Origin of the sequence: Leptothermofonsia sp. ETS-13 (assembly GCF_049200465.1) — a bacterium.
Taxonomy (GTDB): Bacteria; Cyanobacteriota; Cyanobacteriia; order Leptolyngbyales; family Leptolyngbyaceae; genus Leptothermofonsia.
Genome location: NZ_CP120836.1, coordinates 3998161 through 4023156 on the forward strand (window position 1 = coordinate 3998161; position 24996 = coordinate 4023156).

Genomic DNA, 24996 nt, shown 5'->3' on the forward strand with positions numbered 1-24996 from the left:
AGATCAACACACAACTATAGCAGCCCTAAATCCGTCGTGAGATTGAGAGGCTTTTTGAGGAAGGATTCCGCAGGAATTTTTTCGACGATATAAGCTTGCTATAGTTTAAGCGGACTACCAGAAAGCAGGCTGGTGACGAATCAGGTTCAAGAACTCTTCTCGTGTTCTTTGATCTTCCTGAAAAACTCCAAGCATGGCGCTAGTAACAGTCCAGGAACCGGGTTTTTGTACCCCTCGCATGACCATACACATATGGGTGGCTTCCATCACTACCGCAACTCCCTGCGGTTCCAGAATTTCCTGTACCGCTTCAGCAATTTGACGAGTCAGACGCTCCTGTACCTGTAAACGCCGGGAGTACATTTCCACAATGCGAGCCAGCTTACTAAGCCCAACCACCTTTTGATCGGGAATATAAGCAACGTGAACTTTACCCATAAACGGCAGCATATGGTGTTCGCATAGGCTAAAGGCATTGATGTCGCGCACCAGAACCATTTCGTTGTGCCCTTCATCGAAGATGGCGCCATTTACAATTTCTTCCAGGGATTGCTGATAGCCGCTGGTCAAAAACCGCATTGCCTCTGCTACCCGCTTTGGGGTCTTAAGCAACCCTTCGCGTTCCGGGTCTTCTCCAACGCCTAATAGAAGCGTTCTGACCGCATCCACCATTTCATCCTGAATTTCCTCTGGGGGTACTTGTAGTTTAGGTTCTTCCTGCCCGTTCAGGGTATTGCGGTCCGGGCGAGTCGAAAGGATTTTGGATGGCTTGAGGGAAACGGGTTGAGAACCGTTGGAACCATTAGTAGAAGCGATAGTCATGGCAATTCAAGATTAGTTACGTGAACATGTGGACAAAATTCGGCAAAGCCGAAAAGAAGTAGAAACACCGGAAAACTTTAGAACGTGCCCACGTTGGGCATCAGCTTGAGTTCTTCGACAACAGCGTGCTCTGGCATGAGAATTGTGTGCAGAATTGACTGTGCCACATCCTCAGGGGTCAGCATTTTGGAACGGTCGAAGTTGGCCTGGACGGTATTGGTATCCCAGATAGGAGTATTTACGGCTCCCGGAGAGAGGGTGACTACTCGAATCCCATGAACCCGCTCCTCGACTGCCAGCGTTTTAGAAAGTGCAACTAGCCCAAATTTGCTGACGCAGTAAGCTCCCCAATCGGGAAAGACTTGATAACCGGCAATGGATGCGATGTTGATAATCGTTCCTCGGTGGCGCTGGCGCATTTGGGGCAAAACGGCTTGAATGCATTGAAAAACGCTGGTGAGGTTGAGATTGAGTACATGTTGCCAGTCTTCCAGAGTGGTGTTGGCCAGAGAACTGGTGTAGCCGATACCGGCGGAATTGACCAGGATATCGACCACTCCCATGTCGGCGGCGATCGCCCCAATCCTTTCGCGCACCTGAGCCACTTGCAACAAATCCACAGAGTAAACGTTCACCTTTACTCCATACTCAGCAACCTCCTGGGCCACTGCGTTTAACCTAGACTGGTTACGGCTGACCAACGCTAAATGGATGCCAGCCTGGGCGCAGGCCAAGGCGGTTGCCCTACCGATACCACTGCTTGCTCCGGTAATGAGAGCACGCCGTTCTACGTGTGAAGTCATGAAAGAATCTAATGTCCTAAAGCCTGAAATCATCTGAATTCTGCACCGTTGAAGGCAACGCTGGCCGAACCAGACTGAACTTAAACGTTAAGGGAACTCGCTGAGATTGAGATTAAAATCAGGAAATTTACAACGACAATGCTCCAATCCTTAAAACGTCATAAGCAGAAACAGGCTAGGATTTCACTGCTTTGGGTAGATAGGGGAATCCAGCCTGGCTAATTCAACTAATTTCAAAAGGCAACTTCAAAATGCAATATTCTCTGAACCCTTAAAAGAGTAGGGAAACTGTGAACATTTGTTACGAATATATTATATCACTCAGAATTCGTGTTTGTGGCATTGGTCATTGCAGCTAAGCAGAAAGCTCACTGAAAACGCCCATTGCTCGAAACTTTTGGTACCGCAGGTCACGCCGCTGCTGGCCGGTCATTTGAGTCAGTTCACTCAGGTGCCGTAGAAGGGCTTCGCGCAGAATCTCCGTAGCTTTTAGAGGATCGGAATGGGCTCCCCCCACAGGTTCCGGGAGAATTTCGTCAATCAGTCCTAATTGTCTCAGGTCTTCGGCTGTAATTTTCAACGCTTCGGCTGCCTGGGGTGCTTTGGCCGCATCCCGCCAGAGAATGGCAGCACAGGCTTCTGGTGACGCCACGTAATAGACGGAATGTTCGAACATGAGCAGGCGATCGCCCACTCCAATCCCCAGTGCGCCGCCAGAACCGCCTTCCCCAATCACCGTACAGATAATGGGCACCTCAAACCGGAACATTTCGCGCAGATTGCGGGCGATCGCTTCCCCTTGCCCCAGGCGTTCCGCATCTAACCCTGCCCAGGCACCAGGAGTGTTGATAAAAGCAATGATGGGCATCCCAAACCGATTGGCATGTTCCATCAATCGCAGCGCCTTGCGATAGCCACCTGGAGACGCCTGACCAAAATTACGGGCCACGTTATCTTTAGTGTCTCGCCCTTTCTGATGACCCAGCATGACCACGGGTTGCCCATTCAAGCGGGCAACACCACCTAAAAGGGCAGGATCGTCAGAACCAGCGCGATCGCCATGCAGTTCTATCCATTCATCGCTGATAGCTTGAATGTAGTCCAGTGTACTGGGACGACGAGGATGGCGAGCAACCTGAAGCCGCTGAGCCGGGGATAGGCTACTGAAAATTTCCTGACGAAGCTGCATGGCACGCGATTCAAGCTGCCGAATTTCATCAGAAACATCGACATCATTTTCTTCTGCTAATTCACGAATCTGCGTAATCCGTGCCTCCAACTCTGCCAGGGGTTTTTCAAAGTCGAGAAGAATCAGTTTGCGTTCAGTCGTTGACATAGGGTGAATCGGGATTAGGGCTGGGAGTAGAAGGAGAACACTCACACTACTGTCATTTTAAGAGTTTGTGTGAGGCGTTACTAGCTTCCAACCTCCAACCCCTCCACTAAGAGAGGTCTAAACCCATGCTTTACTGACACTGCTCCAATCTGCTTCATTTTTTCTACTGTGATTCGGTTGCGTCCCCAGGAAAAATTGGTGTGCCATTTTTCAAATTCCAACAGCATGGATTCAGCAAAGCAGGCAAAGAGCTGGCGGGCGGGCACATCCATGTTGACGATTTTCATGATTTTCCAATCGATATCCAGGGAATGCTCCACAATACCACCGTTGAGAACGTAGACACCAGGATGTTGGATTTTGGTAGCCAGATTTTTGGGATACCCCCCATCAATCAGTAAACAGGGTTGTTTCAAAGTCGTTGGGTCAATTTCAACTCCTTTCGGCATACTGGCAACCCAGACGATGATATCAGCCTCTGGCAACGCTTCCAGCAAATCCATAATTTTGCCCCGCCCCAACTCTTCTTGCAGAGCCTTCAGGCGCTCCTGGTTACGGGCAATTAGCAGCATATCAGCCACATCAGTATGGGTATTGAGCCAGCGGCAGACAGCACTACCAATGTCCCCGGTGGCGCCGCAGATAGCAACAGTTGCTTTTGAAAGATTAATCCCTAATTGTTGGGATGCCAGCTCAACCTGCCGGCAGATGATGTAAGCCGTATGGGTGTTTCCCGTCGTAAACCGTTTGAAATCCAGAATGACGTTGCGGACTTGCTTAATTTGCTCCAGGTTGAAGTTCTCAAAAATGATGGATGAAAAGCCCCCCAGGGCGGTGATGTTGATGCCATTCTTTTGGGCATGGGCCATGGCATTGATGACTTTACGGGTAGCCGCCTTAATGCGTCGGGCGGCCAGCATTTCGGGCAAAAAACAGGATTCAACGTATCTTCCTTCGATAGTTTGCCCCGTAACGCTGATGACTTTGATGGTGTCAACAATTTGAGGTGGAGCACTACACCAAAAATCAAGCCCCTGATCCGCGTACTCTGGATAGCCTAACTCCTTCGCAACTGCCTGAGCATGTTCCAGGCTGGTAAGATGACCGATTAGACCGAACATGGACAACTCTATCTCTATAGAAATTAACGGGTTTTACTGAATAACAGGTTCTATTGACAGACTCTGTAGCTGAAACAATGATGCTGAGCAAACAGCAAAGGCGGCTCAAAAGAGGTGCTCAAAGATACCATTTATTCCAGATATTGCTGATTCTGGTACGGAGCAGGCGTTGTATGAATGGAAACCTCGTTTCCGTCCATGGATATTCAGCGCCACCAAATTCTGGTGACTGATTCACCAAATTGGTAGACATAATGATTGGGCTGATGCAAACGATAACCAGGAATCCCTCGTGTTGACGAGGTAAATTCCAAAACATCATCTTTTCTTTTATACACCTGGTTCAGGCAGCGGTCAGCCCCATGGCCGAGAGGCGCATGACATCCCGGTTGCTAAAGCCAATATGACTAAGCGCTTCGCCATACTGAATCATAAAATCCTCAATCAGGGCTTCTTTTTCCATGCCCAGAACACGGGCATCTGCTTCGACCTGGTTCAGCATTTTCCAGACGATTGGCAGGTTCTGGCGATTGGCAGCTTCTAATTCTTCTTTGGATGCCTCGAAATTTGCTTTCAACCACTCTTCACCAAAGTTGAGGTGACTGTACTCATCTTTTACCACGCCTTCGGTAATCTTGCGGGCAAAGTCATCCGCTACGGGGATGTAGATGTTGTAGGCGGCGATCGCAAAGCATTCAATAATCAACGACTGAATCAACAAACAGGTGACGACCTGATTTTGAGCCGCTGCGTCCTGAAAGTTTTTGTGAAGCTGAGAAAAAAACTGGCGGGCAAACTCCATATCTGGGGTGACGCTGAGGTTGCGTCCGCAGGCTTCAAAGCCTTTTTTGTGGCGGTTTTCCATCTTTGCCAGGCTTAGCAACTGATCTTTACTCTCTGGCAACAGTTCAGCCAGTTTAATGTAGTTCTCGTTGGCCTCTTGTTCACCTTCAATGACGATCGCATTAATCCGGCTGTAGGCGTCTTTGTAGGTTTCACTATGAAAGTCGATTGCTGCAGTAGCCTCAAGCTGCGGCATAGGTCTCTTATCTCCTCACGAATACAGCCGATACCCATCTCGGCGCTAGGACACTAGGTTAAGCAAAAAAGGGTTACCGTAACAGGGTTTATCAAACTCATACTTGTATCACTTTAGCTCTTTATATGTAGGAAATCGACTAACCCATTCAAGATTCAGGCACAATTTCCAAGCTTTAATGATTCATCCTTCCCTTTGCCTGAGATTCCATAAAATCATTGGATTGAACAGTAAGTAGCCGTAATTAACTCTAATCAGAGGGAGTAGGGGCTGCGCCCCCATGCAGGGGTAGAACTCCTGCACGCCGTTCGAATTTCAAGAAGGATCACTATGACTACTTATGTTAGACCTATGGTTTGCCTCTGTAAGGATATATATAGCTCTACGCAGGTGCGTTAGGACATTGGAATTAGAGAGGGAGTGGGGGCTTTGCCCCCAGCCAGGGGTTCCACCCCTGCACTCCGTCCTAACCATAATGACTACCGCTATAAAGCGTTCTTACAGAGGATGAATTATAGTTCTGAAACTCATTGCGTCAACTGTCATGCCTGAAGATCACTCGAACCTACCCCACACCAATCGTCCGGCAGGGATGTTTCATAGAACGTTCTTTTCTTCGCGGCAATGGTTCGCGAGTGAACCGGCGTTGATGGGTTCAATCCGAAACTGGTGGGCTCTTTTGAGTCTCATCCTGCTGCTTGTAGGGGCAGGGCTGGTTTTGCTTCCCCTGGCAGTCGTGCTTGCGACTTCTTTTTCGCCGCCTGGTGCTGTCGCCGGAACGACTAGTGGCTGGACGTTACAGAACTATCAGGATGCCTGGGCAAAGGGGAGATTTCTCTTGGCCTTCGCCAATTCTGCGCTGGTTGCTCTGGCGGTTACGGCTTTTCAAATTGTGACTTCAGCCCTGGCGGGGTATGCTCTGGCGCGACTGCGGTTTCGGGGTCGGAAAGCGATTTTGCTGATCATACTGGCGACGCTGGTGATTCCCTTTCAAATGCTGGTAATTCCTATCTTTCTGGTCCTGAAGTGGGGGCATCTGATTAATACCTACGCAGCTTTAATTCTGCCGACTGCGGTGAATGGCTTCGGCATTTTTTTAATGACCCAGTACTTTCAGACGATTCCCGTTGAGCTAGAGGAAGCGGCGGCGATCGATGGGGCAAATCGATTACAAATTCTTGGGCAGGTGATGTTGCCTCTGGCACGTCCCGCTCTGGTGACACTGTTTCTATTTACCTTCATTGGTGAGTGGAATGACCTGTTTAAGCCCCTGGTGTTTACGACTCGGCCAGAGCTAAGAACGGTACAGCTTGCTCTGGCTGAGTTTCAGGAACAGTTCACCAATAGCTGGGCATTGATGATGGCTGCCGTTGTAATCGCCACGCTTCCTATCGTCGTACTGTTCCTGCTAGGACAGCGCCAGTTTATCCGTGGAATTGCGACGACAGGGATTAAAAATTAGCCCCAATGATAGGAATTCTGGATTCTGGCTACTGACTTCTGACTTCTTTTTTCAAGTCAGTCATCAACGATTTGCATCACGATCAGGGTCATGTCATCGGCGTTGCGATCAGCGTTGCCAGTGAAGCTGCGAACTCGCTCAAACAGGTATTCCAGGATTTCCTGGGGACTGCTACAGTGCTGGCAGGCCCACTGAAATGCCTGGGTCAGGTTTTCTTCATCGAAGCGATCGCCGCTCTGGTTAGCCGCATCCGTAAAGCCATCAGTGTAGTAAATCAGGGTGTCTCCTGGATGTAGTTGAATTTGAGCATCCTGATAATGGGTATCCGCATCTAACCCAATTAGCATCCCCGGCGTATCCAGCCGTTTAATTGTCTTTGTCGCAACCTGCCACAGCAGGGGTGGATTATGGGCTGCGTTGCTGTAGGAAAGGATGCGCGTTTGCGGATCGTATTCCGAGTAAAACAGTGTGACAAAGCGGTTGGAATTTTCCAGGTCGGCGTACATGACCCGGTTCAGGTGTTGCAAAATTCGAGCTGGAGAGTGTCCGTTCAATACCTCTGCCCGCAGCATACCCCGTGTCATCGTCATAATTAGCCCAGCGGGGACGCCTTTACCCATGACATCGCCGATCGCCACACTCCAGCGCCCCAACTCGCTACCACCTTCTTTGCGCGATCGCATCTGGTCATAGCTCGCTGGAATAAAGTCGTAATAGTCCCCCCCAACCCGATTGGCAGTCTTGCAGCGGGCGGCCAGCCTGACCCCCTGAATATTGGGACATTGGCGCGGCAACAAACGCAACTGAATTTCAGCCCCAATTTCCAGTTCCCGATCCAGCCGTTCCTTCTTGCGAAGCTCAACCGTGAGTTCATCGTTTTCAATTGCAACGGCAGTCTGGTCTGCGACCAGACGAACCAGCTTTTGACGGGTTTCGGTCCAGGTGTATTGGGGATCGCGGCTAAAGACGTAGAGACGTCCCCGCTCGTTATTCTTAACCAGAATGGCCGTGCCAAATAGCTGAATATTGCCTCCCAGATGGTGGCTGACTTGATGGTCGAGGGCGGCGATCGCTCCCAGAGGCAACGTCAGAGGCTTGCCCGGAGCCGTTGGAGGAAGGGAAGCCATCACCTGTCGGGTTGCCAGCTCCATTGCTCTGCGAATATCCTGGCACCAGTTGCTGTCCTGACAGTGCAATCGTTCCAAGCGCACCTGTCCATTAGGCTTAAACAACAGCAATGCCCCTCCGTCAGAATCTGTCACTCGGCTCGCCATTAACGGAATGAGTTCCAGAAACTGGTTGAGGTTGTTAAAGCTCCGCAGTGCAAAACCCAAAGAGCTTAGCAGATCCTGAATCTTATGTTGTTCTCGATTGAGCCGGGCAATGAGCTCTTTCAAAACAAACACCGGCGTGATGTCAGGAGCCGCCCCACTACTCGAAGTTGTGGGGCGATCGTTCGATTGAGATGGCTGTCGAGGAAGGGGCACAGCAGTCATCGGGATCAGGATGAGGTAACCATCATCACGCTAAATGGATACAGAGCAGATCACCTGTTGGCGAAAGAGAGCAACAAGTAGACCAGAGACCAAATCATTTCCAACTAATGGAGTCAAATCAATTTAACTTACTTCGAACGGAAGTTGACAATTTTTGCAACAGATTCTATCGAATAAACAAAATGATGCGGTATTTCGTTCTACCAACCTTAAATAAGGTTTACTGCAAATCTCGCTTCTGTTTGTCAACCTTAACAAGGAGCCAGAAGCCAGGAGCCAGGAGTCAGAAGGGGAAAGGAGTGGATGAGTGGGAGGGCAGGGAGTGATGGAGTAAATGGGTGGATGAGTGAATGAGTTTCATCTACCCTTCTACCCCCTCACCCTTCTCTCACAACTAACAACCAACACTAATAACTGACCATCCACCCTTTTGTCTGTCGCCTGACCCCTTACTAACAACTAACAACTTCCCCTCACCCCTATTACATTGGCTTCTATTGATAGCGCGAAATTCTACTTTCTGCCACGGGGTTAAAGGGAGGTTTTCCCTACCTGAAGGGGTAGAGGAGTGGATGGGAGTAGTAATCTAGGGGGTTGAAAACCCTAAAACAGTATTGACAGACTATTAGCCACTCAGCAGGGCTTCAACAAACTCGTAGCTAGAAAAGGGGCGTAAATCCTCAATGCCTTCGCCAGCACCAATGAATCGAATAGGTAATCCTAGCTGTTGTACCACGGCCAGGGCAATGCCTCCCTTGGCAGTTCCGTCCAGTTTTGTTAACACTACACCACTCAATTGGGCGACTTCGGAAAAGACCTCGGCCTGGCGTAACCCGTTTTGCCCCAGGGTGGCATCCAGCACCAGGAGAGACTCGACAACGGCATTCTCTGCCTTTTTGTCAATGATGCGGCGAATTTTGCTTAATTCATCCATTAAATTCTTTTTGTTTTGCAGTCGCCCAGCCGTGTCTACCAGAAGCAGTTCGGTACCTCGTGACCTGGCGGCGGTAATTGCATCGAACACGACGGCTGCGGGGTCGGTATTTTGCCCAGGGTTGGCAATCACTTCAACCTCACTGCGCTTTCCCCAGACTTTGACCTGCTCGACGGCAGCGGCCCGAAAGGTGTCTGCGGCGGCAATCAAGCAATTGTAGCCTGATTTTTTGGCAATGTGGGCCAGTTTCCCGATGGTGGTTGTCTTGCCAGCACCATTGACGCCAGTAATTAGCCAGATGTTGAGTGTGTCTTTTTGCGGCGCAAAGAGGTAATTGGCTTCACCCAGAGGAGCATCGAGTATATCCCGTAGGATTTGTTTTAAGTAGCTGAGGGCTGCATCGGGAGGGAGGGTTTCGTCGAGCAATTTTTTCTGAAGGGCGTCGATGATGGCGTCTGTGGCTTCGACTCCGACGTCTGCTTGCAGGAGTGCCGCTTCAATTTCCATGACCGCATCCTGATTCAGCGGTCCCTGCCCGACGATCGCCCGCAACTGGTTAACCAATCCCCGTCGGGTCTTATCCAATCCCTGACGCAGCCGTTTCAACCAGGTAATTTCTTCAATAGAAACCTGATCAGGGCGTCGTCCCTGGGATGCTAGAACTTCTGCTGACCAGAGGAAGCCCTCATCCAGCATCAGGTCAGGAATGGATTCAATCTCTGAAAGGGGTGCGGCTGGAGTCGTAACGGTGACTGGAGAAACGGTTTCAGGTTCAGGTTCGGCGATCGCGGTTTCCTTCAGCCGCTCCAGACGAGCCTGTCGCTCTGACTCTGACTCTGCCCAGAATGGAAGTGGGGTAGCCGTTTCAGCCGCTACAACGGTTTCTTGGGAAGGGTCTGTAATGGGAGCAATGGGTTCTGAGGCAACTACTTCTGTCTCCTCAGAGAGAAAATCTTGCCTGGGTTCGACAGGCGCTTCAGCTACCACGCCCGATCCGGTTGAGATGGATACTGGCTCAGCGGATGGAATGAGGGAACCTGTCTCGACGGGTGCTTCAGAGACAGGTTGCGGGAAAACTACATCTTGTGGAGCAGGTTCAGCTTTTGCTTCAACGGGGGCTGGTGGCGACGGAGGAGCGGTCGCCTCTGCTGTAGAAGATGCCGTTTGAGTCGTCGCCTGGGTTTGCTGTCGCTTCTGAATATTCTGGTAGGCGGCCTTGGCCCAGTTCAGATAATCCTCGGCGGCTTTAGCAGCAGCGGCTTCTTCTTCCTGCTGTTCGGAGACAGACTCTGCGGGTTCACTTTGCTCAGTTTCTGATGTCTGAGCTTCTTCAGCCTGTTGATCAAATCGCCGACGAAACCAGTCAAACGTCATATCAATCCTTGGTCTCCTAAGAAGGCAACTCCGTCTTAACCTGATCCATCACCCGGCGCAGGACCCCATTAATGAAGCGATGTCCATCATCCCCACTGTAACGTTTTGCCAACTCTACGGCTTCATTGATGGCGACACGATCAGGAACTCCCAGAAATAAAATTTCCGTCACTGCAATGCGGAGAATATCCCGATCGATCCACGCGAGGCGGGAAAGTTGCCAGTCTACTAATGCTTGCGATAGGATCTGGTCAATTCTTTCCCGATTTGCTTTTAAGGTGCGAATCAGCTCCAGCGTGTAAGACCGCACATCCTTCTGGTTCGCCAGTTGGATGAACTCTGGTACTTCGATAGCAACGCCCAGACGATTGATCGCAGTTTGAGTGATCTCGATCGCTTCTCGTACCATATCCCGCGCACTCTGCACATCTGTCGCACGGGTTTCGCTATTCAGAAGGCGAGCATTGCTCTGCTGAAGCTCAGCTGACGCTGTCTCCAGGGCGTCTTGGGCTTCGGTAGTAAGGGTGCGAACCGCAGCCACCACAACCCCCTGTAAATCCTGCATTTCCAATCGCTCCTGTTTGGCAGGTAGTTGGCTGATGCTAAGTAATGCCAGTTCACGAGCGATTCGACGGGCTTGCATGGCAAATGTAGAAATAAGGACAAGTGAGAACTACACTTCCTCTTCAAGGGCGATCGCTGGATGGCTTTGCTCAAGAAAAGGTTCAAGCGGACGTTTGCCCGAAATCGATAAAGACGTCACAGCAGATGTATCCGGACTCACAATACCACCAGAGATGACCACCTTAAAGGCATCTTCAATGGACATTGAAAGATTGATCACAGCATCTTCAGGCACAATAGCGTACCAACCCGTTGTTGGATTGGGAGTGGTGGGAATAAAAACTCCCAACATTGGTCCCGAGAAGTGTGACTGAAATTCTCCCGATATCACCCCCGTAACAAACCCCAGGGACCAAACACCTTGCCTGGGATATTCCACCAACACCACCCGTCGAAATCTATTACCAGAATCTCTAAACAGTGTTTCGAGTAGCTGCTTAAGTGTCTTATAGACCGAACCTGCCAGGGGAATAGCCTGAAGCAACCGCTCACCGAAATCCAGTAACCACTTGCCCACAATATTCCGCGCCATCAGGCCAATGAGCAAGATCAAGAACAGGGGAACTGCCAGTCCGATAACCAAATTTAGCAAATTCAGCAGAACCGGGTGTAAGTCATCAAATGGGTTCAACTGCTTGGGGATGCGAGTTAGGAAGTCGATGACCCAAGTAGAGACCGTGTACGTCAACCAAATGGTGGTTGCCAGTGGAATAATCACCAGCAATCCAGCAATCAGGTCATTCTTCAGGTCTTGCTTAAAGCGTTGGAGCACGGCTTGCCCAATCTCCTTGAAATTTGACTGCAGTTAGCAACACTAAGAACCTAATTGGTCGTAAAAATATAGAAATTAAACCTCTGGGATCAAGGCATGCAGGGCGTTTAACTAAAACCTACCTGTAAACCTCAGCTTCTAGGGGGTTGTCAAAATCAGTGAACATAGTTCAGCCCTCCCACTCTATATTTTTAAGACTTGCAACAAGAAATGTAAAGGTTTGTTGCAGCACACTCATTTAAACTTCCACTTCTACATCTTAGGTATCTCTCGTATAACTTGGGTCGGGGTAAAGTAGAGTGACCAGGGATTAGGGGCTGCGGACCAGGAAAGCTTTGGTTTTGAGCAACTTCTGGCTCCTAACCCCTGTTGTAAAGCACTTGGTTCCACAAGAAAAGGCATGGGATCATGCTATCCATCCAATCTATCCTACGGTGATCCGTATTCCATTTGACACAATCTTTGTTGGGGACCTCAAGAGGTGATGATGAGCGGAGCCAATTGCCATTTCTCTGAACGTCATTCCGATTTAGGATTTGGGTACTACTTCTTTGCTGTAAGTCATTGGACAAAATTAAATTGAAGATAGATTCGGGTGTGCATGAAGCGGAACCCCCTTGCCTGGGGGCACAGCTTTTATTTTTCCTATTACAGTGAATTGGGTGGAGCTACTTATATGCTGAATTTTGGGTTCCCATTTAATGGTTGCGTTCCGGGGCGTAAAACATTTGGCGCAACCCTGTCCATCCAATCAGGGCATAGACGATCGCCAGCAATAGACTGATTAGCCCAACTCGCATTCCGGTTTGTAGGGCCCCCCGATAGGTCTGCTCTTCTAATTGTTTCCTCTGGTCGCGAATTTCCTTCAGTTTCTTGTCTCGTTCTGGGGCAATCTGAGCTTCTAGAGCTTTGGGGTCAGATTTAAGCCTTTGTAACTGTTCTTGCTGTTTCTTGGCCTGCTCTAGCTGAGCGCCTTGAAATTGGCCTCCTTTAATGGCCTGGTCAAGAACCGCAAGCTGGGGATCTAGCTGTGCCTTAAACTGCTGCACCTGCGTGTCGAGTTGAGCTTCGGCTTTGCTGGCTTCCTGCCCAATCTTATTCACCTGCTCTTCAGCAGCCAGGCGAGTGGCATTAACATTCAACGGCACAATCAACAAAAACATCAGGCCAAGAACACTAGCAAGCCAGAGGGCAGCCAGTTTCAATCCTTGAGAGGACTCTCTAGCAGTGTCAGCGGTGCTTTCAATCCAGAAGCCGGCAAACAAAGCCGCCAACCCAACTAGAGGAATAAATCCCCGATCTACAAGCTGGGTGGTCAACGTCATCACCCACTGGTTGTTTTGAAAGTTAGCAGCGGTTAAGTACAACACCAGGTCGATGAGATAAGAGAGGATCAGTACGCCCCCAACCAGTTTGAGGATGAAGGAGGTTAGAGGAGTCAGGCTTGGCGATTTCATTGCTTTTTGTGATTTGGTATGAAGTTAACTAGAATTACTCTGCCAACCACTTATAGTAGTACTGGTTTGAATCTCTCCTGCATTCAAAATTGGGCAGGTTGGCTGAAAAAGCCGATTTTCATAGAAATTTAGACATGTAGCGATCTTTCTTAAAATTTGAATGGGGTGCATGGGTGGAACCACTTTGTGTGGGCGAAGCCCCCCTTTGTTCACAAATGGCGTAAATGCTATATCAGTTCTAAATACTTTGTGAAGCAAGGGATCTGTGAAAGTCTTTCCCTGCGGGGAATTTTTTCCCTGGAGAAGTTTTTTCCTAATTCAGATAGGATGCTGTAGGAAGCAAAGTCTCGATTAAATGGGGTTTTAACGATTAGCTTTTAGGGTTTGTGGGTGCCCGTCATTGGGAGACAGCGGAAACGATGAACAGAATGGTTGAGGTATTGCCAGATTCGGCAACATTAATTCAGCGATCGCTAGAGGTCGTGCTGGACAAGATGAAAGCGGCGATCGCTGGACGGGGGCAATGTACCATCGCACTTGCGGGCGGTAATACGCCCAGGCCACTGTATGAACATATTGCCACTCAAGACCTCCCCTGGCGGAGTATCCACGTGTTCTGGGGTGATGAACGGTACGTTGCCCCCGACCATGCCGACAGCAATCAGGGAATGGCACGGCGAACCTGGTTAGACAAGGTGGCGATACCGGCGATGAACATCCACCCCATGCCAACCGATGAAGCCGACCCAGTAAATGCCGCCAGCAAATACGAAGCCGAGCTTCAAGCGTTTTTCCAGGTGCAGCCGGGAGAGTTCCCTGTTTTTGATATCATTTTGTTGGGAATGGGGGATGATGGGCATACGGCTTCCCTATTTCCCCACACAGAGGCATTGCAGGTGCGCGATCGCCTCATCACCGTAGGCAATAAAGATGGGCAACCCCGCCTCACCTTCACCGTTCCATTGATTAACCATGCTAATACAGTCATCTTTATCGTCGCGGGTGCAGGCAAACGCCATGCGCTGGATCAAATCTTTGCCCCTGAGGCCGATGCAACAACCTACCCTGCCCGGCTGATTCAACCTCAGGGAGAGCTTTGGTGGTTCCTCGATCAGTTAGCAGGACAAGATTTGAAGACATAATAACAGTAGAAATCACGCAGCAGGCTTTGCCTGGTGAAAGGAAAGGTCCATGATTGTTTGCCCAAATTGCAATCATCAAAATCCAGATGGGGCAGTTCAGTGTGAAGCGTGCTACACGCCCTTACCGGCTACTACAAACTGCCCCAACTGTGGAGCGACGGTACAGGTTGATGCCAGCTTCTGTGGTCAATGTGGGTTCGATTTACGGGCAGCCAGAGTTCCAGCAGCAAACACTATGAACACTAATGTTTCTCCTGATCCCTCGTCTTCACTGTCGGGCATTCCTGACCTGGTTCCTCCTGACCCCCTACTGCCATTAGAACCTCTAGTTGCCACTCCTTCACCAACTCCTGTTTCATCCAACCCAGTGGCTCCTCCAGTAATGCCACCCCCGATTCCCGTGACGAAGCAACCAGAAGTTGAAAAAACTCCTATGATCGCCTCCCCTCCTGGGAGTTTTAAGACCCAGTTACAGCATCACACTGCCTGGCTGGTGCACGTGCAAACCAGCACCTCGATTGAGTTACCCCAAAATCTGTCGGTCATTCATATCGGCAAACCGAACGATCGTATCCCCCCCGACATTGATATTTCAGGATTTCCAGATTCTGAGATTGTCTCTCGGGTTCACGCCGATATTCGGATTGAGGGGGACGCCTTCTACATTGAAGATGTGGGCAGTTCCAATGGCACCTATATCAACAACTCACCCCTCCCAACCGGGAATCGCCATCGGCTCAGATCGGGCGATCGCATCGCTCTGGGCAAGGGCGATAAGGTGACGTTTCTGTTTCAAATTTCGTGATGAGTAGAAGGGGGGATGAGTAAAGGAGTAGGGGAGTAATAGATGTAAAGAGTAATCACCCCCCCATCTCTCACTACCCCTGTCACTCTCCCATTCCATTTCCACCTGAGAAGTTTCGGGTTCAACTTCAGCGAAAGCAACGTAGGATAGAAACAAACTTTGAAAACACTAGCAATCTCCCTCCCCACCTCCTATTGATAGCGATCGTCAGGATAATGGTAGGACAGGTAGTATCGTCTCAGTGATGTGTATTACCCTTTCTACATCCGACGCCTGCCCCTGCTCTCTGTCACCTGCTATAGACTCTGCGCCGCCAGTGTGATTACGCTAACGCTTCTGCATCCAATCCACTTAACTCCGGTTCAAAACTGGACTTTTGAACACGAGCCCGTTATTCGGATTGGGCGCTCGACAGATAACCATGTCATCCTTTACAGCGCGGTTGTCTCACGCCATCACGTAGAGCTACGCCAGATTAACTCCCATTGGGAAATTGTCAACCTGGGTGCTAATGGAACCTATTTAGATGGCAAACGGGTGACTCAAGTTCCCGTTGAGGACGGAGTGATTATTCGATTGGCCCGGTCTGGCCCCAATATTCAAATTCACATCGGGCAGGCAGTTCCGAAAGCCTCCCAAAGCCTGGCTGGAGAAAAGACGCTGGCTCAAAGAGAGAAAGGTCGTTCTGGAAGCAGTACGGAGCCAAAAGTATCGGCCAACCCTGCCAGCGACCCCCTACCCATCACATACCAGCCAGAGTCGGAAGATGCCGGGCCTTCTGCAGCGGGAAAGCTGCCGTCTACTGCGGTTGACCAGGAACATTCCCCCTCGGCAGCCACTCCTGTCGTGAACAATCCTGTGGGCAAAAGCCCAGATCAGAGCAATTCAGAAGATCTTTTGTTTTGTCAAACCAGTGGGCAGCCACTCCGAATATTGCAAACCCTGGTTGAGTATCAGGTGGTCAAAACCCTCAAGGATGATGGAATTAGCATTACTCAAGTGGTCTGGCGAAATGGTCAAAGCCTGCTGTTGAGGACGCTGAGCCAGGAATGGATGCATCACCCAAAGGCCCTGGAGCTATTTGAACAGCAAGCAAAAGCTTTAATTCAGTTGAGCCATCCAGGGATTCCTCGCTTTGTTGATTTCTTCTTGGCGGAGGGGCAACCCTACCTGATTATGGAGTGGGTCCATGGGCAAGACCTCAGCCAGCAGGTCATGAAGAATGGCCCCTTTTCTCAAGATGAGGCGATCGCAACCATCCTCCAGGTCTGTGATGTTCTCGATTACCTGCATCAGCAGCCATTACCCTTCATCCACCAGGATATTCGACCTGAAAACCTGATCCAGCGCCCCTCCACCTTCAACCCCTACACCATTGCGGTTGTAGGCTTTGCATCCCTGAAAGAACTGGCAGAAGACACTTCCCTCGCCCCATCAGGCTATACCGCACCGGAACAGCGACGGGGGCATCCAACCCCTGCATCTGATTTGTATGCGCTGGGACCTGTACTGGTCTATCTGTTGACAGGAAAAGAACCCCAGGAATTCTATGCCCAGCGTGAGCAAGGCTTTCGCCTGTATCCGGAATACGTACCGGGCCTGTCTCCAGAGATGGTGACGGTGATTCGCAAGTTGACTAACCCTCCATTGGAAGACCGTTACAGCAGTGCTCGTGAAGTAGCAGAAGCCTTAAGTTTGATGCTGGAAGCCTAAGGGTGGAGGAGTAGATGAGTTCTGAATTGAATCCTGCCTCCCGTCTCCCAGTTTCTTTCCCTTTTCTTTTTCTTCCTTCTTTCTCTTCCTTCTTCGTTCTTTTTTCTTCCCCTTACATTCCTACTTTATTTAAAGAATCTATGAGAATCTACCTGGCTTGACGTGAACTTTATGGAGGTTCGGTAAAGTTTATGTAATGACCGTAGATATATAACTCTACGCGGGTGCGTTAGGACATTGGAATTAGAGAGGGAGTGGGGGCTGCGCCCCCAGCCAGGGGTTCCACCCCTGCACCCCGTCCTAACCATAATGACTACCGCTATACAATGATATACAATCCCATCAGGGTTTAATCTTGCTTCTTCAATTGGTAGCCGGACATTAGCCCCTTCAGGAAGTTACCAGATGCTAGATACAGGTCAACTGCCACTTACGGGTGAGGCCCTGCAGCGGTTTCGACAGGGACTTGCAGCATCTGCGGCTGAGGAGTATGAGCAAGCTATTTTTCATTTCGATCGCGTACTGGAAATCTGTCCTGACTATTACGAAGCCTGGTATGAACGGGGGCTGGCGCTAGAGAATTGTGGGGATTATGGTGAGGCTATAATCAGTTTTGACCGCGCGATCGCCCTGAGCCCCAAGACCGATGCGGTTTGTCAGATCTGGCATGATCGCGGTAATGCTCTTCACTACGGGCTAGGGGATTATGTGAAAGCGATCGCCTGCTACAATCGGGCGCTACAGATAAAGCCCGACCACGAAATGGCCTGGCAAAACCGGGGAAATGCTCTACTGTATGGACTGAATGTTCCTGAAGAAGCGCTGTCTTGTTACAACCGCACGCTTCATATCAACCCAGACAGCCATCTGGGGTGGCGCAACCGCGGAAATGCGTTGGTTGAGTTGGGACGGTATTCTGAAGCGATTGCTAGTTACGATCGCGCCCTTTCCATCAAGCCCGATGATGAGGTGTCCTGGCAGGCTCGCACCCTAGTTTCCGAGAAAACTACATTGAGCGATCGTCAGCCCACCACCAATCCTGCCTGGTATGGTGCTGGTTACGGGGATTCCACCTACATTGAAGGAGAAACGGACTCAAAAGTAACTTTTTCCTCAGAGGTCACCTCTTCCAGGGAACTGCCACCCGTCAGTCAGGGTCAGCCGTTTCTCATCATTGAAGACGACTGGGGCCAGCGAGAAGTCTTTTTAGAGAAAGACTGCTACTTGATTGGGCGGGACCCCAAGAATGATATTTGTCTGCATTCCCAGTTTGCCTCTCGCCAGCACGCCTACCTGACCAAAATTCTCAAAGAAAACGGAACTTTCACCTATCAAATTACGGATGGCACTCCAGAGGGTAAGCGCAGTACCAATGGTTTGTTGATCAACGGTCAAAAGCGACCCATTCGGGAGCTCCAGCCCGAAGATCTGATTGTATTTGGTCCCCGTGCCCGAGTCATTTATCGGCTGTACCCGCGCCAATCGATTTAGTAGAATAAACACGTAATTTGTCGGAATCTTCATCAGAACTTAAAACTTTTGATGGGAAGCTTTACAGATTCATCAGTAAATCAACGGGTATGGTGGTTTAAGCAATTACAAATGACTCCTCAACGCTCATCCGCGGCTCATTTGGCCTGCCGATGAAAGGGTAGCGCAAGATACTCTTTCATCCCAAGCAAACTCCCTGGAATGTCGAATCTGCTTCGGTGATAGGCATCGGTATCACCAAAATTTTAGAAAAGCCTATCTGGCATTCATTTCTCCACATCCAGAGACTTATGAGCGAACGGGAAAAATCTGGTTACCCTGAGTCCACACTCTGGCTAAAGCTTTCAGTTCGGTGGGACACATTCAATAGAAGACCGCTTTAGGATGAGTTAGCAGTAGTTTGGCCTATGCTAGCTAAGGGTTTGATGGGTTACGGCTCAACCGTTCCCTACTAGATTCAACTGTTCCCTTCTAGATATTGCTTTACCCACGGGCGGATGCAAGAAACATTTGTTGACTTAGGGAACGATGCCTAACTCTTTCAACCCACAGAGAGACGCTCAGTTGCAAAAATGGATTCTAGTCTCAAATGGGGATGAATTCACGAGAAACAGAGAGAAACAGACTGGTTACTGATTGAGAGCTAGAAAAACTGAAAAGATTCGTTCAAACCTTACCAGGCATAGAGAGAGGTTCTAATGTCCGATTTGATCCAGGCAGTTTTGAATAGTGACGAGAAAACGAATTTGCGACAGTTTGCGAGTCTGTTGCGAGCATCAGATAAACGGTATCTACTACGAAACGAGATTTTAACGGCCTTTGATGATTACTGCCGAAACTATGAAAAATCTGAACATTTCTGTACATCCTCTCGCCTGGGTAAGCTGATCTATTACATCCAGGAAATTATTTTGGATGCGGAAAGCCTTTGCATTATTATTCGCCCTCGCATTGCCCGGCAAGAAGCCTATCGGTTACTGGAAGATTTGACCGTTGAACCGATGAGTATTCAGGAACTGCTGGATTTGCGCGATCGCCTGGTGAACCGCTATCACCCTCAGGAAGGCGATGTGTTGGAAATTGACTTCCAGCCGTTCTATGACTATTCCCCGGCAATTCGGGATCCTAAAAACATTGGCAAAGGGGTGGAATTCCTCAACCGCTACCTCTCCAGCAAACTATTTCAGGACCCCAGCCAGTGGCAGAATGCGCTGTTCAACTTCTTGCGTCTGCATAGCCATGATGTCTCTCAACTGCTGATTAACGAACGCATCCAGTCTCAGCAACAGTTGTCTGACCAGATTAAGGCTGCACTACATCTGTTGAGCGATTGGCCCAGTGATGCCCCCTACGAATCCTTTCGGTTTGACCTGCAAAATCTGGGGTTTGAACCGGGCTGGGGCAACACGGCCTACCGGGTGCGAGAAACCCTGGAAATGCTCGATCAACTCATCGACTCTCCCGATCACCAGGCCCTGGAATCCTTCATCTCCCGCATCCCGATGATCTTCCGGATTGCGCTGATTTCTCCCCACGGCTGGTTTGGGCAGGAAGGCGTTTTGGGCCGTCCCGATACCGGCGGGCAGGTGGTTTATATCCTGGATCAGGTCAAGAGTCTGGAAAAGCAGCTCCAGGAAGATATTGAGCTGGCAGGACTGGATGTGCTAAATGTCCACCCCAAGGTGATTGTGCTCACCCGCTTAATTCCTAACAGTGATGGCACCCTCTGTAACCAGCGGCTGGAAAAGATTCACGGCGCCGAAGACGCCTGGATTTTGCGAGTACCTTTCCGCGAGTTCAACCCTAAACTGACTCAGAACTGGATTTCCCGGTTTGAAATCTGGCCCTACCTGGAAACCTTTGCGATCGATGCCGAGAAGGAACTGCGGGCAGAGTTTGGTGGCAAGCCGGATCTGATAGTTGGTAATTATTCCGATGGCAACCTGGTCGCGTTCTTGCTGGCCCGTCAATTAAAAGTGACCCAGTGCAACATCGCCCACGCATTGGAAAAGTCCAAGTACCTGTTTAGCAACCTCTACTGGCAAGACCTTGAGGACAAATACCACTTCTCACTACAGTTCACGGCAGACTTGATTGCGATGAATGCCGCCAACTTCATCATTAGCAGCACCTATCAGGAAATTGTGGGCACGCCGGAAAGTGTGGGCCAGTATGAGTCCTACAAAAGCTTCACCATGCCCGATTTGTACCACGTTACCAGCGGCATTGAGCTATTCAGCCCCAAATTTAATGTGGTGCCACCAGGCGTAAATGAGGCCGTCTTTTTCCCCTATACCCGGATGGACGATCGCCTCCTGGAATGCCGCGATCGCCTAGAAGATTTACTCTTTACTCTGGAAGATCCGGCTCAGGTTTATGGCACGCTGGAAGACCCCAGCAAGCGCCCCCTCTTCTCAATGGCGCGGCTTGATCGGATCAAAAACCTCACGGGTCTGGCCGAGTGCTTTGGCAAAAATCAGGAACTTCAGGAGCACTGCAACCTGATTCTGATCGCCGGGAAACTGCGGACGGAAGACTCCACCGATCACGAAGAAATCAGCGAAATTGAAAAGTTGTACCGCGTAATTGATGAGTACAACCTGCACGGCAAGATCCGGTGGCTCGGCGTGCGGTTGCCGAAGGGAGACACGGGTGAAGTCTATCGCATCATTGCTGATCGCCAGGGAGTTTTCGTCCAGCCCGCTCTGTTCGAAGCGTTTGGTTTAACCATCCTGGAATCGATGATTACTGGCCTCCCCACCTTTGCTACCCGGTTTGGCGGTCCCCTCGAAATTATTCAGAACAGAGTGAACGGCTTCCTGATCAATCCTACCCACCTGGAAGAGATGGCGAGCATTATTCTGGAGTTCATTTCTAAGTGTGACCAGAACCCCGGCTACTGGCATGAGATTTCGAATCGGGCGATCGAGCGAGTTTACAGCACCTACACCTGGAAAATCCACACTACCCGCCTGCTATCGCTGGCCAAAATCTATGGCTTCTGGAACTACACCTCTCTGGAAGAACGCAAAGATATACTGCGTTATATCGAAGCTCTATTCTACCTGCTCTACAAACCACGGGCACAGGCGCTGTTAGAAGAACATCTGCGTCGGTAATTCACAACCCTGTCCCCGTCGAATCATTCATTGGGAGTGTCTTTTATAGCTGTCGCCAGGCTGCTTATATAGCTCTACATGGGTGCGTTAGGACGTTGGTTTTAAGGGGGGTTGGAGGCTGTGGCCCCACCCCTCTTGTTCACAAATTATTTGTGACTGCTACACAATTACTCCGTCGATTGCTATCCCCAAACCGTCGAAGCACCCATTTTTCCAGTTCGATCGCCCAAAATCCAATCGTACTGACTGCAAGGCTGAGGCAAAGTTGTGGAGTTGAAAGAGCCTGGGTATGAAAGAGTTCTTGTAGCCAGGGAACGTAGACCACCGCGATTTGCAGGCAAAAGGTGAGTACCACTGCCACCAGCATGGGAATGTTAGTGGTTAACCCGATGGTGAATAGGGAATCTCGCTCAGACCGCATGGCCAGCGCCAGACTCATTCGGGAAAGAGCCAGGGTGACAAATACCATTGTTTGCCAGGTGACTTGTGTCGCTGCCCACAGTTTATAACCAAGCAGCAACACTGCTAGCCCTACCAGCAGCCCCACCCAGAGAATATCCCTGGCGACCCCCCGGCCAAAGATATTTTCATCCGGGCGATAGGGGGGACGCCGCATCGTCTCCTGTTCAGCCGGTTCTACACTGAGGGCGATCGCCAGCAGCCCATCTGCCAACAAATTAATCCACAAAATCTGGAGCGGCAACAGCGGCAGAGGCATCGCCAGAAGTGGAGCCAGCAGCATAATCCAGACACCGCTAGCATTGCCAGTCATGCTGTATTTGATGAATTTGCGGATATTGTCATAAATGACCCTGCCCTCTTCCACCGCCGCAACGATGGTGGCAAAGTTATCATCCAGCAACACCATGTCTGCCGCTTCCTTGGCTACATCTGTCCCAGCGATGCCCATCGCCAGACCAATATCCGCCTTTCTTAAAGCGGGTGCATCATTGATGCCATCGCCTGTCATTGCGACAATATGCCCTTTGTTTTGTAGTGCCTGCACAATCTTGAGCTTCTGTTGGGGAGAAACTCGCGCATAGACTGCAACAGTTTCTACTTTTTCTTCTAACTCCTGAAGTGAAAGCTGGTTCAGGTCTTTGCCCGTCAGCAAACCACTGTTTGTTGCGATACCGAGTTCTTTCGCGATGTGCTGAGCCATCAGCGGATGGTCGCCTGTGATCATCACGGGACGAATACCTGCCCGTTGACAGAGTTGCACCGCGCCTGCCACTTCAGCACGAGCAGGATCGCGCATCCCCACAAATCCGACGAAAACCAGATCCTGTTCGATCGCCTTCCCATTTCCCTCCGATGGAATTGCCTCCAGTAACCGGAACGCAATTCCCAAAACACGCATTCCGGTTTGAGCAAGTTCGTCATTAGAGCATTGAATCCTTTCTAACCACTCAGCATCGAGAGGTTCTATTCCCTCTGGGGTCCATACCTGGCTGGCTACTTCCAGCAGGTTGGTAACGGCTCCTTTGGTGAAGGCGATGTAGGGGGTAGAGAATGGGGTTTTGAGTTTTGAGTTTTGAGTTTTGAGTTGAATCTTCTCCAGTACCCATGATTGTGGGTCTTCCACTCGCTGATGAATGGTGGTCATCCGTTTGCGATCGGAATCGAAGGGAACTTCGGCAATGCGGGGGTATTGTTTTTCCAGTTCCCCTTTATGCAAACCGAGGTAAGCCGCTGCAACAATCAGAGCGATTTCCGTTGGATCGCCCAGAGCCTCCGAAGGGGTTGCTTCATTGAAATTCGATAGCAGTGCATCATTGCAGAGGGCAGCCCCCGTCAACAGCAGGATAGGGAGAGACCAATCGGAGAAAGGGGCTCGGTCTGCTGTCAGAAATTTTTGACCCATGGATTGGGTCGTTGAGGGTAGCAACTCCTTCAGGTCAAGGCGTTGACTGGCTCCCTCCAGGGTAACGACCGTCATTCGATTTTCGGTTAGCGTTCCTGTTTTGTCAGAACAGATAACCGTGACTGAACCAAGGGTTTCAACTGCTGGCAGTCTGCGGATCAGGGCTTGATGGTTCAACATGCGCTGAGAACCGATCGCCAGCGCGATCGTGACCACCGCTGGCAACCCTTCAGGAATCACAGCTACCGCTACACTGAGAGCAGTCAAAATCATCATGTGCAGGGATTCACCGCGCAGTAGCCCCAGAACAAAGATAATGGCTACCAGCACCAGAGTGGCGATCGCCAGTTTACGCCCCAACTGCTCCAGGCGATTCTGCAAAGGCGTTGGTTCAGTAGCCACTGTCTGAATATCGCGGGTAATTTTGCCCAACTGCGTATTCATCCCCGTTTCAGTCACCACTGCTTGCCCCCGTCCAGTGGTGACTACGGTTCCCATAAAAACCATGCTGTGATGATCGCCCAGCGACAGATCCTCTCCCTGCACTGGATCAGCCAGCTTTTCAGAGGACTCCGATTCTCCCGTAAACGCCGCTTCCCGCACACGCAGGTTAAAGCTCTTCAACACTCGACTATCGGCAGGAACCAGTTCTCCCGCTTCCAGCATGACAATATCACCGGGCACCAGTTGGGTAGCCGCAAGCTCTTGCCAGCGACCATCCCGGCAAACTTTTACTTTTGAAACCGTCAGCTTCTTCAGTGCGGCAAACGCCTGCTCAGCCCGTTGTTCCTGGCTGATTCCCAAAATCGCGTTAAATCCCACGATCGCCAGAATCGCTGTCGTATCTTTAAGGTCCCCCAAAAACGCCGAAATTGCTGCGCCTGCAATCAAAACCAGCACTGCCGTAGCAGTTAATTGCTCCCAGAGCATCTGCCAGAGACTCTTAGGAGGTTGTTCCATCAGCTCGTTCAGGCCATGCTGCTGTAACCGACGACTGGCTTCCTCATGGCTAAGCCCACAGTTGGCATCGGTTTCCAACTGCTGCAATACCTGGGCTCCATCCAGTTGGTGCCAGTAAGTCATCTGCTATTGAGCCAAGCGACGATGAACCGCGTACAACGCCACCAATGGAAATAAATGGAAATATAGCAGTCCTAAATCAGTCGTGAGATGGAGAGGCTTTGTGAGAAAGGATTCTGCAGGAGTCCTTTCTCACAATTCAAATAGGATCGCTATAGGCGGTTGGCTATTAGCTTGACGATTGGCTATTTTCAAGTCTGCAAGCTTGTTTAAAGCATGAAAGAGATGCCCGCAAAACAGCGCAGGTCGTTACAGAGGTTAATGATTGGAGCGAAGTGGGGAGTGGAGAGTGGGGAGTGCGAGGGTGGATGAGTGGATGAGTGAATACTCGCCTATTCCCCCATCCACCGCTCTAACTTCCCTTCTCCGCCGGCCAGTAGCCCATCAGCGATCGCCTGCCGTGTAGCATAATCGTGCTACAGGCCAGATTGGTGATAGGAACCCCACCATTGAAGGAACCGGATGTTCAAAATGGGGAAACACCGAAGTTTTCATTCCACTGCTAAACTTTCAGGGAACTCTTTATGAAAGTGCGTCTAAAC

At 50.3% G+C, this 24996-nt stretch carries 17 protein-coding genes; 6 read left to right on the forward strand and 11 right to left on the reverse strand.

What is annotated here, in order from left to right; translation table 11 throughout:
* Window positions 1–114: 114 nt before the first annotated feature.
* The 5 genes from folE to P4D80_RS18290 all read right to left on the reverse strand — a co-directional run bounded on the left by folE (window position 115) and on the right by P4D80_RS18290 (window position 5121).
* The gene (gene folE / locus P4D80_RS18270; protein ID WP_421655434.1) at window positions 115–822 is read right to left on the reverse strand and encodes a GTP cyclohydrolase I FolE; all 708 of its coding nucleotides are present in this window, start codon (window positions 820–822) and stop codon (window positions 115–117) included.
* A 77-nt stretch (window positions 823–899) separates the two neighbouring features.
* On the reverse strand, window positions 900–1625 hold the full coding sequence (locus P4D80_RS18275) for an SDR family oxidoreductase (RefSeq protein ID WP_421655435.1): 726 nt from the start codon (window positions 1623–1625) through the stop codon (window positions 900–902).
* A 355-nt stretch (window positions 1626–1980) separates the two neighbouring features.
* Window positions 1981–2961, reverse strand: a complete 981-nt coding sequence (locus tag P4D80_RS18280; protein ID WP_421655436.1) for an acetyl-CoA carboxylase carboxyltransferase subunit alpha — start codon at window positions 2959–2961, stop codon at window positions 1981–1983.
* Window positions 2962–3041: 80 nt separating this feature from the next.
* Window positions 3042–4082 carry a long-chain acyl-[acyl-carrier-protein] reductase gene (locus tag P4D80_RS18285; protein WP_421655437.1) on the reverse strand — a complete coding sequence of 347 codons (1041 nt, stop codon included), beginning with the start codon at window positions 4080–4082 and terminating at the stop codon, window positions 3042–3044.
* A gap of 343 nt (window positions 4083–4425) precedes the next feature.
* Window positions 4426–5121, reverse strand: coding sequence for an aldehyde oxygenase (deformylating) (locus tag P4D80_RS18290; protein ID WP_421655438.1), 696 nt, complete (start codon window positions 5119–5121; stop codon window positions 4426–4428).
* Window positions 5122–5770: 649 nt separating this feature from the next.
* Here P4D80_RS18290 and P4D80_RS18295 point away from each other — a divergent pair.
* On the forward strand, window positions 5771–6583 hold the full coding sequence (locus P4D80_RS18295) for a carbohydrate ABC transporter permease (RefSeq protein ID WP_421655439.1): 813 nt from the start codon (window positions 5771–5773) through the stop codon (window positions 6581–6583).
* A 56-nt stretch (window positions 6584–6639) separates the two neighbouring features.
* Here P4D80_RS18295 and P4D80_RS18300 read toward each other — a convergent pair whose 3' ends face one another.
* The 5 genes from P4D80_RS18300 to P4D80_RS18320 all read right to left on the reverse strand — a co-directional run bounded on the left by P4D80_RS18300 (window position 6640) and on the right by P4D80_RS18320 (window position 13240).
* A complete protein-coding gene (locus P4D80_RS18300; protein WP_421655440.1) occupies window positions 6640–8079 on the reverse strand; it encodes a PP2C family protein-serine/threonine phosphatase in 1440 nt (479 codons plus the stop codon).
* Between the two features lie 625 nt (window positions 8080–8704).
* Window positions 8705–10387, reverse strand: a complete 1683-nt coding sequence (gene ftsY / locus P4D80_RS18305; RefSeq protein WP_421655441.1) for a signal recognition particle-docking protein FtsY — start codon at window positions 10385–10387, stop codon at window positions 8705–8707.
* Window positions 10388–10403: 16 nt separating this feature from the next.
* Window positions 10404–11030 (reverse strand): transcription antitermination factor NusB, encoded by a 627-nt coding sequence (nusB, locus tag P4D80_RS18310; RefSeq protein WP_421655442.1) that lies wholly within the window; start codon window positions 11028–11030, stop codon window positions 10404–10406.
* Between the two features lie 30 nt (window positions 11031–11060).
* Window positions 11061–11783, reverse strand: a complete 723-nt coding sequence (locus P4D80_RS18315; RefSeq protein ID WP_421655443.1) for a DUF502 domain-containing protein — start codon at window positions 11781–11783, stop codon at window positions 11061–11063.
* Window positions 11784–12481: 698 nt separating this feature from the next.
* Entirely contained in the window at window positions 12482–13240 is a 759-nt protein-coding gene (locus tag P4D80_RS18320) for an HpsJ family protein (protein ID WP_421655444.1), read from the reverse strand.
* 419 nt (window positions 13241–13659) lie between these two features.
* On the opposite strand from P4D80_RS18320, the gene pgl reads away from it, so the two are divergent.
* From pgl to P4D80_RS18345, 5 genes are all read left to right on the forward strand, one after another.
* Window positions 13660–14382, forward strand: a complete 723-nt coding sequence (gene pgl / locus P4D80_RS18325) for a 6-phosphogluconolactonase (protein WP_421655445.1) — start codon at window positions 13660–13662, stop codon at window positions 14380–14382.
* Window positions 14383–14431: 49 nt separating this feature from the next.
* Window positions 14432–15187: an FHA domain-containing protein gene (locus P4D80_RS18330; RefSeq protein ID WP_421655446.1), complete on the forward strand. Its 756-nt coding sequence runs from the start codon at window positions 14432–14434 to the stop codon at window positions 15185–15187.
* Between the two features lie 246 nt (window positions 15188–15433).
* Window positions 15434–16900 (forward strand): protein kinase domain-containing protein, encoded by a 1467-nt coding sequence (locus tag P4D80_RS18335; protein WP_421655447.1) that lies wholly within the window; start codon window positions 15434–15436, stop codon window positions 16898–16900.
* A gap of 405 nt (window positions 16901–17305) precedes the next feature.
* Window positions 17306–18391: a tetratricopeptide repeat protein gene (locus P4D80_RS18340; RefSeq protein WP_421655448.1), complete on the forward strand. Its 1086-nt coding sequence runs from the start codon at window positions 17306–17308 to the stop codon at window positions 18389–18391.
* A gap of 698 nt (window positions 18392–19089) precedes the next feature.
* The gene (locus P4D80_RS18345) at window positions 19090–21510 is read left to right on the forward strand and encodes a sucrose synthase (protein ID WP_421655449.1); all 2421 of its coding nucleotides are present in this window, start codon (window positions 19090–19092) and stop codon (window positions 21508–21510) included.
* Window positions 21511–21649: 139 nt separating this feature from the next.
* Here the strand turns inward: P4D80_RS18345 and P4D80_RS18350 are convergent, their stop codons facing one another.
* Window positions 21650–24457 carry a cation-translocating P-type ATPase gene (locus P4D80_RS18350; protein WP_421655450.1) on the reverse strand — a complete coding sequence of 936 codons (2808 nt, stop codon included), beginning with the start codon at window positions 24455–24457 and terminating at the stop codon, window positions 21650–21652.
* Window positions 24458–24996 lie beyond the last annotated feature (539 nt).

What these genes read in the sequence shown, in the direction of transcription:
- folE (WP_421655434.1), bottom strand. Translation starts at nt 822, where the DNA reads ATGACTATCGCTTCTACTAATGGTTCCAACGGTTCTCAACCCGTTTCC.
- P4D80_RS18275 (WP_421655435.1), bottom strand. Translation starts at nt 1,625, where the DNA reads ATGACTTCACACGTAGAACGGCGTGCTCTCATTACCGGAGCAAGCAGT.
- P4D80_RS18280 (WP_421655436.1), bottom strand. Translation starts at nt 2,961, where the DNA reads ATGTCAACGACTGAACGCAAACTGATTCTTCTCGACTTTGAAAAACCC.
- P4D80_RS18285 (WP_421655437.1), bottom strand. Translation starts at nt 4,082, where the DNA reads ATGTTCGGTCTAATCGGTCATCTTACCAGCCTGGAACATGCTCAGGCA.
- P4D80_RS18290 (WP_421655438.1), bottom strand. Translation starts at nt 5,121, where the DNA reads ATGCCGCAGCTTGAGGCTACTGCAGCAATCGACTTTCATAGTGAAACC.
- P4D80_RS18295 (WP_421655439.1), top strand. Translation starts at nt 5,771, where the DNA reads ATGGGTTCAATCCGAAACTGGTGGGCTCTTTTGAGTCTCATCCTGCTG.
- P4D80_RS18300 (WP_421655440.1), bottom strand. Translation starts at nt 8,079, where the DNA reads ATGACTGCTGTGCCCCTTCCTCGACAGCCATCTCAATCGAACGATCGC.
- ftsY (WP_421655441.1), bottom strand. Translation starts at nt 10,387, where the DNA reads ATGACGTTTGACTGGTTTCGTCGGCGATTTGATCAACAGGCTGAAGAA.
- nusB (WP_421655442.1), bottom strand. Translation starts at nt 11,030, where the DNA reads ATGCAAGCCCGTCGAATCGCTCGTGAACTGGCATTACTTAGCATCAGC.
- P4D80_RS18320 (WP_421655444.1), bottom strand. Translation starts at nt 13,240, where the DNA reads ATGAAATCGCCAAGCCTGACTCCTCTAACCTCCTTCATCCTCAAACTG.
- pgl (WP_421655445.1), top strand. Translation starts at nt 13,660, where the DNA reads ATGAACAGAATGGTTGAGGTATTGCCAGATTCGGCAACATTAATTCAG.
- P4D80_RS18330 (WP_421655446.1), top strand. Translation starts at nt 14,432, where the DNA reads ATGATTGTTTGCCCAAATTGCAATCATCAAAATCCAGATGGGGCAGTT.
- P4D80_RS18340 (WP_421655448.1), top strand. Translation starts at nt 17,306, where the DNA reads ATGCTAGATACAGGTCAACTGCCACTTACGGGTGAGGCCCTGCAGCGG.
- P4D80_RS18345 (WP_421655449.1), top strand. Translation starts at nt 19,090, where the DNA reads ATGTCCGATTTGATCCAGGCAGTTTTGAATAGTGACGAGAAAACGAAT.
- P4D80_RS18350 (WP_421655450.1), bottom strand. Translation starts at nt 24,457, where the DNA reads ATGACTTACTGGCACCAACTGGATGGAGCCCAGGTATTGCAGCAGTTG.